Source organism: Sodalis-like secondary symbiont of Drepanosiphum platanoidis, assembly GCF_964059955.1.
In the GTDB taxonomy this organism is placed as follows: domain Bacteria; phylum Pseudomonadota; class Gammaproteobacteria; order Enterobacterales; family Enterobacteriaceae.
Map to the genome: position 1 here is coordinate 402,730 of NZ_OZ060924.1, position 14,171 is coordinate 416,900.

The 14,171-nt window shown below is 15.3% G+C and carries 8 protein-coding genes and 1 other RNA gene; 6 read left to right on the forward strand and 3 right to left on the reverse strand.

The window, feature by feature from the left end:
• The first annotated feature begins 48 nt into the window (after positions 1-48).
• The 6 genes from gyrA (at position 49) to rpoD (ending at position 8,519) form a co-directional block, all read left to right on the forward strand.
• The gene (gene gyrA / locus AB4W47_RS01725; RefSeq protein ID WP_367670551.1) at positions 49-2,595 is read left to right on the forward strand and encodes a DNA topoisomerase (ATP-hydrolyzing) subunit A; all 2,547 of its coding nucleotides are present in this window, start codon (positions 49-51) and stop codon (positions 2,593-2,595) included.
• A gap of 215 nt (positions 2,596-2,810) precedes the next feature.
• An RNA gene (gene ffs / locus AB4W47_RS01730) (signal recognition particle sRNA small type) lies at positions 2,811-2,895 on the forward strand.
• A gap of 778 nt (positions 2,896-3,673) precedes the next feature.
• Positions 3,674-4,276 carry a peroxiredoxin gene (locus AB4W47_RS01735; RefSeq protein ID WP_367670552.1) on the forward strand — a complete coding sequence of 201 codons (603 nt, stop codon included), beginning with the start codon at positions 3,674-3,676 and terminating at the stop codon, positions 4,274-4,276.
• 176 nt (positions 4,277-4,452) lie between these two features.
• On the forward strand, positions 4,453-4,668 hold the full coding sequence (gene rpsU / locus AB4W47_RS01740) for a 30S ribosomal protein S21 (RefSeq protein WP_367670553.1): 216 nt from the start codon (positions 4,453-4,455) through the stop codon (positions 4,666-4,668).
• A 153-nt stretch (positions 4,669-4,821) separates the two neighbouring features.
• Positions 4,822-6,567, forward strand: coding sequence for a DNA primase (gene dnaG / locus AB4W47_RS01745; protein ID WP_367670554.1), 1,746 nt, complete (start codon positions 4,822-4,824; stop codon positions 6,565-6,567).
• 125 nt (positions 6,568-6,692) lie between these two features.
• Positions 6,693-8,519, forward strand: coding sequence for an RNA polymerase sigma factor RpoD (rpoD, locus tag AB4W47_RS01750; protein ID WP_367670555.1), 1,827 nt, complete (start codon positions 6,693-6,695; stop codon positions 8,517-8,519).
• 378 nt (positions 8,520-8,897) lie between these two features.
• Here rpoD and rsmA read toward each other — a convergent pair whose 3' ends face one another.
• From rsmA to lptD, 3 genes are all read right to left on the reverse strand, one after another.
• On the reverse strand, positions 8,898-9,719 hold the full coding sequence (gene rsmA, locus AB4W47_RS01755) for a 16S rRNA (adenine(1518)-N(6)/adenine(1519)-N(6))-dimethyltransferase RsmA (protein WP_367670556.1): 822 nt from the start codon (positions 9,717-9,719) through the stop codon (positions 8,898-8,900).
• A gap of 193 nt (positions 9,720-9,912) precedes the next feature.
• Complete coding sequence (locus tag AB4W47_RS01760) at positions 9,913-11,190, reverse strand: peptidylprolyl isomerase (protein ID WP_367670557.1); 1,278 nt, start codon at positions 11,188-11,190, stop codon at positions 9,913-9,915.
• Positions 11,191-11,244: 54 nt separating this feature from the next.
• The gene (gene lptD / locus AB4W47_RS01765; RefSeq protein WP_367670558.1) at positions 11,245-13,521 is read right to left on the reverse strand and encodes an LPS assembly protein LptD; all 2,277 of its coding nucleotides are present in this window, start codon (positions 13,519-13,521) and stop codon (positions 11,245-11,247) included.
• Between the last annotated feature and the right edge of the window lie 650 nt (positions 13,522-14,171).

Below are 14,171 nucleotides of genomic sequence, written 5' to 3' on the forward strand. Positions count from 1 at the left end.
AATATTTCATTTTAATTAAAGTCTTTCTAAAATAAGAGTAATCATTATATGAATGATTTAATTAAAAATATTGTACCAATAAGTATTGAAAAAGAATTAAAAAGATCTTATTTAGATTATGCTATGTCTGTAATTATTGGTAGAGCATTACCAGATATTAGAGATGGATTAAAGCCTGTTCATAGAAGAATATTATTTGCTATGAATATTATGAATAATTTTTATAATAAACCATATAAAAAATCTGCTAGAATTGTAGGAGATGTTATTGGAAAATATCATCCTCATGGTGATAATGCAGTTTATGATTCTATTGTTAGAATGGCTCAATCATTTTCATTAAGATATCCATTAATAAATGGACAAGGTAATTTTGGTTCTATAGATGGAGATTCAGCAGCTGCTATGAGATATACAGAAATTCGTATGTCTAAAATATCTCATGAGTTATTAAAAGATTTAGAAAAAAATACAGTAAAATATAGTTATAATTATGATAATACAGAAATAATTCCAGATGTTATGCCAACTAGAATTCCAAATTTATTAATTAATGGATCTTCTGGAATAGCTGTAGGAATGGCTACAAATATACCACCACATAATCTTACAGAAATTATTAACGGATGTTTAGCATATATTAAAAATCCTGATATATCTATAAAAGAATTAATAAAATATATACCTGGTCCAGATTTTCCAACAGCTGGAATTATTAATGGAAAACAAGGGATAGAAGATGCTTATAGTACTGGTAAAGGAAAAATTTATATAAAATCAAAAGTAAAAATAAAATTAGACAAAAAAAGTAAAAAAGAAACTATAATAATAAAAGAAATTCCATATCAAGTTAATAAATCAAGATTAATAGAAAAAATAGCTGAATTAGTTAAAGAAAGAAAACTTGAAGGAATTAGTGCATTACGAGATGAATCTGATAAAGATGGAATGAGAATTGTTATTGATATTAAAAGAGATTCAGTATCATCAATAGTATTGAATAATCTTTATTCTTTAACTCAATTACAAATATCTTTTGGGATTAATATGGTAGCCTTATATCGTGGTCAACCTAAAATTTTATCTTTAAAAGATATTATATCCTCTTTTATTAATCATAGACAAGAAATAATTACTAAAAGAACTATATTTGATCTTAAAAAAACTTGTGAAAGAGTACATATTTTAGAAGCACTAACAATTGCATTATATAATATAGATTATATAATTAATTTAATTAAAAATTCTTCATCAACATTAGAAGCAAAAAATAAATTAAAAAATAAAAAATGGTTAATAAATAATAAATTAAAAATTTTTAATAAAAAAGATAATTTATTTAAAATATTTCCATATTTTAAAAGAAAATTTAATAAAAAAAATAATTTATATTCTTTTACTGAAAATCAAATAAAATCTATTTTAGATTTACGTTTACAAAGATTAACAAATTTAGAAAATAAAAAAATATTAGAAGAATATAATATTCTATTAAATAAAATAAAACAATATAATAAATTGTTAAATAATTCAGATTTATTAATGGAAGTAATTTGTCAAGAATTAAAAATTATAAAAAAAGAATATTATGATTGTCGTCTTACTAAAATAACATCAGATATAAAAGATATAACTTTAAAAGATTTAATTAATAAAGAAGATGTTGTTGTAACATTATCTTATCAAGGATATGTAAAATATCAACCTTTAATTGATTATGAAGCACAAAGAAGAGGGGGAAAAGGTAAATCAGCAGCTCGTATTAAAGAAAAAGATTTTATTTATAGATTATTAGTAGCAAATACTCATGATACAATTTTGTTATTTTCAAGTCGTGGACGTGTTTATTGGATGAAAGTATATCAATTACCAGAAGCTAGTAGAGGATCTAGAGGAAAACCAATTGTTAATTTAATTCCATTAAAAAATAATGAAAGAATTACTGCCATTTTACCTCTTAGAAAATATAAAAAAAACAATATGCATGTATTTATGGCAACATCAAGTGGTATTGTAAAAAAAACATCTTTAACTGAATTTAGTAGACCAAGAAATGCTGGAATTATTGCTATTCATTTAAAAAAAGGTGATGAATTAATAGGAATAGATTTAGTAAATGGAAAAAATGAAGTTATGTTATTTTCATCTTATGGAAAAGTTGTTCTTTTTCCAGAAAATCAAGTAAGAAGTATGGGAAGAGTTGCTACAGGAGTTATAGGAATTAATTTATTAAAAGGAGATAAAGTAATTTCTTTAATAATACCACATAGTGAAGGACCAATACTTACTGTTACACAATATGGATATGGAAAACAAACTATGAAGAAAGAATATCCAATAAAATCTAGAGCAACTCAAGGAGTAATTTCTATTAAAGTTACTAAACGTAATGGTAAAGTTGTTGGAGCAGTACAAGTTAATAAATATGATCAAATTATGATGATTACAGATGCTGGTACTTTAGTAAGAACTAGAGTTTCAGAAGTAAGTATTATAGGAAGAAATACTCATGGAGTAACGTTAATTCGTACATCAGATAATGAAAAAGTAGTTGGATTACAAAGATTAATAGAATCAGTTAAATCTAAAAAATAAAATTATTTATAATTTAAAAATTTTTAATTAAAATATAAATAATAAAAAATATTAAAATATTTTTAATATTTTTTTTTAATTTATATAAATTATGTTATAATTATATTTATAATATATAATATAATTTTAATATATATTTATATTTAAAAAATATATAAAATATTTTAATACAAATATTTATTAAAATTAATAAATGTTTAATAGGCAATACCAGTATTATTAAACAATGATAATTTGTAAATCCGGTCAGGTTCGGAAGAAAGCAGCCGTAGCAAAATGATGCATGTGTAAAATATACTGGTAAAGCCATTTATTTAATTTAAATAAATATATTTTTTTAAAAATTCATAAAAAATTAATATTAAAATATATATATTTTAATATTAAATTGGTACATATATTTTTTATATATTAAAAATAATTTATAAATATTTTTTATATAATTAAATTATTTAATATTTTTTATATATATAAATAATTATTTCTTTTCTATAAAATTTATTTTTTTACAAAAATTAAAAAATATAAATATTAATTATTATAATATTTTTTTAAAAAAATATTTAAAAAAATTTATAATTTTTTTTCAATTCTCAAAAATTTAACTAAATTAAAAAATTATTTATTATATTTATTTATAATAATTTTTTATTAAATAAACATATAAGTTTAATATATTTTTTTTAAATTTTTTATAAAATATTATTTATTTTAAATAAATTATAAAAAATTTTTATTAATAATTTTATTAATAAAATTATTAATAAAAATTTTTTTTATAAATTAATATTTTTTATTAATATAAAAATATTTATTTAAAATATTAATTATTTTTATATATATTATATTATTAATTATAAATAAATTATTTAAATAATAAAATAAAAAATTAAATTTTTAAAAATTTAAAAAAAAATATTTTAGTTAAATAATTTATTAAATTTAATTAAAATTAAAAATTAAATTATTTAAGTTTTATTAAAATTATTAAAAATTTATAAAAAAATATAAGTTTATATTTAATTTAAATTTTAATTTATTTAAATTTTTTTAAAAAAATAAATATTTAGGAGAGAAAATGATTTTAGTTACAAAAAATGCCCCTGATTTTACATCTTCTGCTATATTAAATAATGGAAAAATAATAGAAGATTTTAATCTTAAAAATTATATAAAAAATAAATATGCAATTATTTTTTTTTGGCCAATGGATTTTACATTTGTATGTCCATCAGAAATAATAGCTTTTAATAATCGTTATTTAGATTTTAAAAATAGAAATATTAAAATAGTAGGAATTTCTTGTGATTCTGTTTTTGTTCATAATGCATGGAAATCAACATCTATAAAAAATGGTGGTATAGGAAAAATATTTTTTCCAATGGTATCTGATATTAAACATGAAATTATTAATTCTTATGGAATTGCACATCCAAAATTAGGTATAGCACTTAGAGGATCATTTATAATTGATAAAAAAAATATTATTAGACATCAATCAATAAATGATTTACCTATTGGAAGAAATGTTAATGAAATAATTAGAATAATTGATGCACTTAAATTTCATGAAAAAAATAAAAAAGTATGTCCTGCACAATGGGAAAAAAATTCAGAAGGAATGGAAGCTTCAATAGAAGGTGTAAAAAAATATCTTTCTAAAAATTATAAAAATATATAAAATATATTTTTTTATAAAAAAATTATTAAAATATATTATTTATTTATAATAAAATGATTATTTTATATAAAAAATTTTTGTATAAAATAATCTATTTTATTAATTTTTATAAATTTTATATAAATACTTTATGTTTATTTTTTTTAAAAAATACATTTAAAAGGTTATAGAAATATATGCCAATTATAAAAGTAAGAGATAATGAACCATTTGATGTAGCATTACGTAGATTTAAAAGATCTTGTGAAAAAGCAGGAATTTTATCAGAAGTAAGAAGGAGAGAATTTTATGAAAAACCAACTACTGCTAGAAAACGTGCTAAAGCCTCTGCAATAAAACGTCATATAAAAAAAATGGATAGAAATAATATGAAAAAAACTAAATTTTATTAAAAATAAAATATAATAAATTTTTATTAATTTATTAATTTATTAATATATAATATATAATAAATTTATTAATAATTTATTTATTAAATAAATTATTAATAAAAATTATTAATAATTCTAATAAAAAACATTTATATATTTTATGTAAAATATTTTATGATTGAAAAAATTCCTCGAGAATTAATTAATACATTAGTTAAACATACTAATATTGTTGAGTTAATTAAAAAACGTATTAATTTAATACAAAAAGGTAAAAATTTTATATCATTATGTCCATTTCATAATGAAAAAACACCTTCTTTTACAGTTAGTTATGAAAAACAATTTTTTTATTGTTTTGGATGTGGAATTTATGGAAATGTGATTGATTTTTTAATTAATTATGATAAATATTCTTTTATTGAATCTATTAGAGAATTATCTGAAATTAATAATATTAATATTTTTACCATAAAAAATAAAGAATTTATTAAAGATAAGTATTTTAATGTTTATTATTTATATTCTTTTTTAAAAAAAATTAATAATTTTTATCAAAAAAATTTACAAAAAAAAAGTTCATTTTTAGCTTTAAAATATCTTAAAAATAGAGGATTTAGTAAATCTATTATATCATATTTTAATATTGGATTTTCTTCTAATGAATGGAAAAGTATTAGTAACAAATTTGGTAATTCAGAAAAAAATAATAAATTATTATATGATACAGGAATGATTGTTTATTCTAAAAATGGAATAAAATATGATAGATTTAGAGAAAGAATAATGATTCCTATTAAAAATCAATATGGAAATATTATTGCTTTTGGAGCTCGTTCAATTAATGATATTTTTCCAAAATATATAAATTCTCCAGAAACTAAAATTTTTAGTAAAAGAAAAGAATTATATGGATTATATGAAGCAAAAAAAAATAAAATTAAAATAGAAAAATTATTATTAGTTGAAGGATATTTTGATGTTATTTCTTTAGCTCAATATAATATTAATTATGCAGTTTCATCTCTTGGAACTTCTATTAATTCAAATCATATTCAAATATTATATAGATTTACTGATAATGTAATATGTTGTTATGATGGAGATGATTCTGGAAAAAAAGCTGCATGGAATTTATTAAAAAAATCATTAATATATTTAAAGGATGGATATCAATTAAAATTTATTTTTTTACCTAATAAAGAAGATCCAGATACATTAATTCGTAAAATAGGATTTAAAAAATTTGAAAAATTAATTAATAATGCTAAACCTTTTTCAAAATTTTTATTTGAAAAATTTTTATACAAAATTAAATTAACTAATATAGAAGATCATGTTAAATTTATTTCTCTTACACTTCCTTTGATTCAAAAAATACCAGGAAATAATTTAAAATTACATATAAGAAAAAAATTAGCTAATATTTTAGGTTTTTTAAATGAATTTGAGCTAGAGAAATTTTTTCCTATACGATCTTCATTTAAATTATCTATTATAAATAATAGTATAAAAAATACTACTATGCGTATATTAATTGGATTATTAATACAAAATCCTAAATTACATATATATATTAAAAAAACAAATAAATTTTATTTTTCAAAAACACCAGGAGTAAAATTTTTTATAAAATTAATTAATTTAATTAAAATTAATCCAAATATTACAACTGGTTTAATATTAGAAATATTTAGAAATAATATTTGTTATAAAAAAATTAAAAAAATATTATTATCTAATAATATGATTTCTGAAAATGTAACTAAAAAAATATTTTTAGATTCTTTAAAAAAATTAAAAAATTCTTTATTAATAGATAGACAAGAAATGTTATTATCATTAGAAAAAATACGTGGATTAAATTTTAATGAAAAAAAAGAATTATGGTCATTAAATAAATTTCTTGCTAATAAATAATTAAATTATAATTTATATAAAAGTATAAATATATTTCATATAAAATATAAAAATAATAAAAATTATTTTTAATAAATAAAAATTTATTATTAATTTTAAATTTATATAAATAATAGGATTGTTTTATGGAGAAAAATTCAAAATCACAACTAAAATTACTTGTTAAAAAAGGTAAAGATCAAGGATATTTAACTTTTGCAGAGATTCATGATTATTTACCAAAAGATATTATTGATTCTAATCAAATTAAAAATATTATTCAAATGATAAATGATATGGGTATTCAAGTTATGGAAGAAACTCCTAATGTTGATGAAATATTATTATCATCAACTAATAATTCTGAAACTGATGAAGATGATGTGGAAGATGCAGCTCAAGTTTTATCTAGTGTAGAATCAGAAATAGGAAGAACTACAGATCCAATAAGAATGTATATGAGAGAAATGGGGACAGTAGAATTATTAACAAGAGAAGGAGAAATAAATATAGCTAAGAGAATTGAAGATGGAATTAATGAGGTTCAATCTTCTGTTTCAGAATATCCTAAATCTATTATATATTTATTAGATCAATATGATAAGGTACAATCTGGTGAAGTAAGGTTATCAGAATTAATTAGTGGATTTATTGATCCTAATATAAAAGAAATACCTCCTGTTACACATATTGGATCAGAAATATCTGAGATAGAAATTTCTGATGAAGATGAAAATAATACGCATTCTGATGAAGATAATAAAATAGATCCTGAATTTGCTAGAATAAAATTTATAGAATTAAAAAAACAATATAAAATTAATTATAATTTTTCAAAAAAAAAATATAAATTTAATAAAAATTCAATAAAAAAAATAAAAAATTTATCTAATATTTTTAATCAATTTAAATTAGTTCCAAAACAATTTAATTTTTTAGTTTATCAAATGAGATACATTATAAAAAAAATAAGAATTCAAGAAAGAATAATAATGAAACTTTGTATAGAAGTAAGTAAAATGCCTAAAAAAAATTTTATTTCTTTATTTTATGGAAATGAAACAAATAAATCTTGGTTTTATACTGCTGTTTCTATGAAAAAATCTTGGTCTAAAAATCTTTATAAATTAAATAATGAAATTTTTAAAAGTTTAAATAAATTACGTAAGATAGAAAAAGAAACAGGATTAACTCTTAAACAAGTTAAAGATATTAATAGAAGAATGTCTATAGGAGAAGCAAAAGCTAGAAGAGCTAAAAAAGAAATGGTAGAAGCAAATTTAAGATTAGTTATTTCTATTGCTAAAAAATATACAAATCGTGGTTTACAATTTTTAGATTTAATACAAGAAGGTAACATTGGATTAATGAAAGCGGTAGATAAATTTGAATATCGTCGTGGATATAAATTTTCTACATATGCAACATGGTGGATTCGTCAAGCTATAACAAGATCTATAGCTGATCAAGCAAGAACTATAAGAATTCCTGTACATATGATTGAAACAATTAATAAATTAAATAGAATATCTAGACAAATGTTACAAGAAATGGGAAGAGAGCCAACACCAGAAGAATTATCAGAAAGAATGTTAATACCTGAAGAAAAAATTAGAAAAGTTTTAAAAATATCTAAAGAACCTATTTCTATGGAAACTCCTATAGGAGAAGATGATGATTCACATTTAGGTGATTTTATAGAAGATACTTCATTAGAATTACCATTAGAATCAGCAACATCTGATAGTTTAAAATCAGCCACTAATGATATTTTATCAGGATTAACAGATCGTGAAGCTAAAGTTTTAAGAATGAGATTTGGAATAGATATGAATACAGATCATACTTTAGAAGAAGTTGGAAAACAATTTGATGTTACACGTGAAAGAATAAGACAAATTGAAGCAAAAGCTTTAAGAAAATTAAGACATCCAAGTCGTTCAGAGGTTTTAAAGAGTTTTTTAGATGATTAATAAAATTTTATTAAAATTTATAATTAAATTAATTTTTATATAAAAATAATTATTTTAATTTATTTTTAATAAAAATTTAAATATAAAAAATTTTAATAAATATATTTTTATCTTAAATAAATTATATATAAAAATATAATTAAAAATTTTAATAATTAATTTATATTTAAAATTTAAATATTAATTAATGTATTAAGCTTTAATTTATTAAAATTAATAAAATATAATATTTTTTTAAATTTAATTAAATTTTTATTAAAATATTAAAATATATAAAAAATTATTTTAATATTTAATTAAATTTTCATAAAATATATATAATATTAAAATTTAATTTTTAATTTTTATAAATTTTTAATAATTTTTATATTTATATTTTTATTTATATTTTTTAAGAATATTTTTTGTATAAAAATTAGATAAACTACAATATTGTTTTAAAGTAATATTTTCAGCTCGTAATTTTTCATTTATACCTAATATTTTAAATTCTTTAATTTTAAAAAAATTTTTTAAACTTTTTTTTATAGTTTTTCTTCTCTGATTAAATGCTGAAAATACAATATTATTTAAAGTTTTTTTACAATAAATAAAATATTTTGGTTTTTTATAAGGTAAAAAATAAACTAATGAAGAATTTACTTTAGGAATTGGACGAAAAGCAATAGAAGGTATATCTAATACTGATTTAATATAACATTTATATTGTGCCATAATACTTAATTTTCCATAAGATTTATTATTTATTTTTCCGGTTAAACGATTAGCTACTTCTTTTTGAAACATTAAATACATATCATCAATATATTCGATATATTTAAATAAATGAAATAATAATTGAATTGAAATATTATATGGAAGATTTCCAATTATTCTTAATGATTTTTTTTTATTATTACATAATTTAGATAAATTTATTTTTCTAGCATCTGATTCAATAATATTTATATTTTTTTTTAAAATATTATTTAATAATAAATAAGAAGATAAATTTTTATCAATTTCAATAACAGTTAAATTATTATTTTTTTTTAAAATTGGATATGTTAAAGAACCAAAGCCAGGACCTATTTCTATAATATTTTGATTTAATTTAGGATTAATAATTGAAATAATAGAATTAATTAATTTTTTATCTATTAAAAAATTTTGTCCAAAAAATTTTTTTACTTTATAATTTTTATAAATATATTTATTCATTTTAAGTATTAATAATATTTTTAATTAAAATTTTTGTTTATAAATTATTATATATAATTTTATTTAATTTAAAATTAATTAAATTTATTTTTTTATATAAATATTTTATTATTAAATATATTTAATTTTTTATTTTTATTTAAATTAATATTTATTAAAAAATTTTATATAAAAATGTAAGATATAATTTATTTTAAAATTTATTATATATAATTTTTATATAAGCATTTGATTTAATTTCATTTATCCATTTTTTTAATTCAATTTTAAATTTATAATTTAATAATTTATTATAAGATATTTGATCAATTTTTTTTGTATTATATATTTCATTTATATTTAAAATTTTAATACAATTCCATTTTTTATTTAAATAAAAAAATGGACTAATTTCTCCTTGTTTAAGGTTAATAATTTTTTTTAAAAAATTATAATTAATTATATTTTTATTATTTTTTTTATTTAAATTATTATTAATTATTTTTTTTTTCTTAAAAATAAAATTATTATATAATAAATCATTATTTTTAATTTTTTGTATTAATTTTAATGAATTAAAATATTTATTTTTACAAAAAAAATTTGAATGAAAATTGAAACTCATATGATATAAATTAATTTTAGTAACTATTTTTTTTTCATTATTACAATATATATCATGAATTTTTAAAATATGAAAACCAGCATTTGAACGAATTGGTCCAATTATTGTATTTTTTTTAGTATTTTTTAAATAATAATGAAATATCTTAGGAAGATCATTATAATTAATCCATCCTATTTTTTCTAAAATAATTTTTCTTTTTTTTGTAGAAAAAATATTAATTAATTTTTTAAATTTAATATTTTTTTTACTTTCTATAAAAAATAAATTAGATAAAATTTTTAATTTATTTATTTTATAAGAATTATCTGTTTCTTTTAATGGAATTAAAATATGACTAATTTTATATTCATTAATTTTTTTTTTATTAATAATATTATTAGTTAATGTTTTTATTTCTTCTGGAAGAATATTAATTCTATTTAAAATTTCTTTATTTTTTAATTTAAAAATTAATATTTCTTTTTTAATTTTTTCAATAAAATCTTTATAATTAATATTTAAATTTATTAAATATTTTTTTAATGTATTTTTAGTAAAATTATTATTTTTAATAAATTTTTTTAAAAAATAATTAATTTCTTTTTTATTAATAAATATTTTTTTTTTAAAAGATTGTTCTAAAATTAAAGTATCTATTATTAATTTATTAATAATTTTTTTATATATATAAGATTTATTAATTATTTTTTTTTTTATGTATTTATTTTTATTTAATTTCATTAAAAAATATGTTAAATAAACATCACTTTTTAAAATAATATTATTATTTACAATTGCAACAATTTTATTTAAAATTTTTTCTTGTGAAAAAATATTTTGAGAATAAAGTATTAATAATAAAAAAATAATTTTTAAAGATTTCATTATATGACCATATATTTTAATTAATTAGATTTATTATATTTAATAAAATTTTTATTAAAAAATTGTTTGATATGGTAAAATATTTGAAATAAATTTTATATTTTCTAAAGAATTTTTATTTTTTAATCCATTTAATTCAAATTTTAAAAATATTTTATTTTTATATTGATTTTTTATTTTATTAGAATTAATAAAACTTTTTGAAAATCCTAAATTAATAGACCAATAATTTCTATTATATTTTATTCCTATTGCTTCATGCATTATTTTTTTATTTTTAAAATTATAATAAAATGAACCTATAAAAAATATAGATTTATTTAATGGATAACTTCCAATTAAACTAAATTGTTTAGAATTATTTATTTTTGTATGTTTTTTTTTAAAAAATTCTGTTAATAAATTATGATAACTTAAAAATAATGTATTCATTTTATTATTATTAAATTCAATAATAATATCTCCTATTTTTAATTTTTTATATGAATTTTGATATTCTAAAATACAATAAAATTTTAATTTATTATTTATATACCAATATAAATCACTTATGTAAAAATCACTACCTATATAAGGTATATGATTAACTTTTGAATTATTAATAATATTTTTATAAGAAAAAAAATAAATTTGTCCTATTGAAGCATGAAATTTTTCAATTGCTTTAGAATTATAAATTCTAGTTGTAATACCTATTGGTAATTGATTAGCTGAAGAAATTCTATCTATATTATTATATAAATAATCTCTAAAAATATTTATATAATTAGTTTTTAATATAGAAGTATCATATAATTTTATATTATTTTGATCTTTATATGGAATATATAAATATTTTGCTTGAATTTCTAAAGTTTGAATATATTTATCTAAAATTTTTATATTTCTTTCTAATATTATTTTTCCATGAGTTTTAAATTGAGGTAAAAATCTATAAATAATACTTCTATTATATTTTTGTTTAAAAAAAGTATTTTTATTTTTTTTTAAATTACTTATTTTATAATAAGTATTCATTAATTTTATTTCTGTATTTAATTTTCCTAAATAATTAAATAAAAATAAATTTATTATTGGTTCTGAATGAAATCTTATTACATTAATTTTATTTTTATAAATATTAGTAAAATATGTTATTTGATTAAATAATTTAAAACTAAATGGACCTTTTTTATCACTTTCATAAAAAATTTCTATTTGAGGTTTTTTTTGAAAATTATTATTAATTTTTTTATTTAAACTATAAATTTTATTATATTTTATATAAGCATCCCATTTTTTATTAGAAAAATGTAAAATAAAATCTTTTTTAATAAATCCTTTTATCATATCTCCATAATTTAATTTTATTTTTTTAAAAAAATCTAAATCATTACTATTTATATAATTTGTATGAAATTTCCAATGTTTATTTAATATAAAATTATATTTCCAATATAATAACCATTTATTTTTTTTATAAGATTTTTTATTAAAAAATAAATTAAATTTTAATAATCCATTTATATTTTTTTTTAAAAATCTTGTTTCTATTTCAATAAATTTTCCTATTTTTTTTATATAATGTGGAATTATAATAAAATTATATTTTTGAGAAAAATATATATAATATGGAATTTTAAATTCTATACCATTATTATGTTTTTTCTTTAAAGAAGGCATAAGAAATTTAAATTTATTTTTTTTTTTTATAGGAATTTGTATATAAGGTGTATAAAAAATAGGAATTTTATTTATTTTAAAATATACATTCCATATATTTATTATTTTTTTTTTATTTTTATAAATAATTTTTTTTCCTAAAATATTCCAAATTTTATTATTTAATGAATTACATGTAAATGTAACATTTTTTGCAATTGTATAAAATTTTTTTATATTATATTTAATATAATCATATTTTCCATATCCATAAATATTATTAATTTTATATTTTCCATCAAAAATACATATTTTTTTTTTATTTAAATTTAATTTAAAATTAGATCCTTTTAGATTAAAATTTTTCCCTATATAATTTACATTTCCATAAGCATTTATTTTATAATTATTTTTTTTTAAAAAATAATTATTTTTTTTAATTATAATTGAATCAGCAAATAATTTATTTTTTTTATATAAAATTTTAACATTTCCAGATAATATTGTTTTATTAGGATAAATATGTTTTATTTTTTTTGAAAAAATATATAAATTTAAATTATTAAAATTTTTTTGATAAGTAAAAGGTTCAAAAAAATTATTAATTTCTTTTGAAGAAGCTAAAGTTTTTTTATAAAAAAAAACTATACAAATTAAAACAAATAAAAATTTTAATATTTTATTTTTCATATTTATATATTCTTTTAAAAATTTAAAAATTATTAATAAATATTTATAAAATTAATTATTTTATTTAAAATTTTATTAAAATTTTAAATAAAAAATTTAATAATATAAATTTAAAATAAAATATTTAATATTAAATATTTTGAAAATATTTAATAAATTTTATTAAAATTATTAAAATAAATTATAAAATGTTAATAAATAAACATTATAATATATTTTTTTAATAAAAAAATATATTTTTTATAAAAAATTATATATTATATATAATATAATTTATTTTAAAAATTTTTTATTAATTTTAATTAATATTTTTATTAAATTTATTATTAATTTTTTTAAAAAAATTAATTATTTTTAAATTAATATAAAATATATAAATTTTTTTTTAAATAAAATTTTATTTATAATGTTAAAATTTTAATATAATTTTTTATTTATATAAAATAAAATTAATAATAAATATTTTATATATTATTAAATTTAATATATTTAATAAATATAAAAAATAAATAATAATATATATAAAAATAAATATTAATATAATTTTTTATTAAATAAATATTTATATATTTTTCATATTATAAATAAGTATTTTAATATAAAAATTAAAAAAAATTTTATTAAAAATAAATATATTATAATTTATATAT

What these genes read in the sequence shown, in the direction of transcription:
- gyrA (WP_367670551.1), top strand. Translation starts at nt 49, where the DNA reads ATGAATGATTTAATTAAAAATATTGTACCAATAAGTATTGAAAAAGAA.
- AB4W47_RS01735 (WP_367670552.1), top strand. Translation starts at nt 3,674, where the DNA reads ATGATTTTAGTTACAAAAAATGCCCCTGATTTTACATCTTCTGCTATA.
- rpsU (WP_367670553.1), top strand. Translation starts at nt 4,453, where the DNA reads ATGCCAATTATAAAAGTAAGAGATAATGAACCATTTGATGTAGCATTA.
- dnaG (WP_367670554.1), top strand. Translation starts at nt 4,822, where the DNA reads ATGATTGAAAAAATTCCTCGAGAATTAATTAATACATTAGTTAAACAT.
- rpoD (WP_367670555.1), top strand. Translation starts at nt 6,693, where the DNA reads ATGGAGAAAAATTCAAAATCACAACTAAAATTACTTGTTAAAAAAGGT.
- rsmA (WP_367670556.1), bottom strand. Translation starts at nt 9,719, where the DNA reads ATGAATAAATATATTTATAAAAATTATAAAGTAAAAAAATTTTTTGGA.
- AB4W47_RS01760 (WP_367670557.1), bottom strand. Translation starts at nt 11,190, where the DNA reads ATGAAATCTTTAAAAATTATTTTTTTATTATTAATACTTTATTCTCAA.
- lptD (WP_367670558.1), bottom strand. Translation starts at nt 13,521, where the DNA reads ATGAAAAATAAAATATTAAAATTTTTATTTGTTTTAATTTGTATAGTT.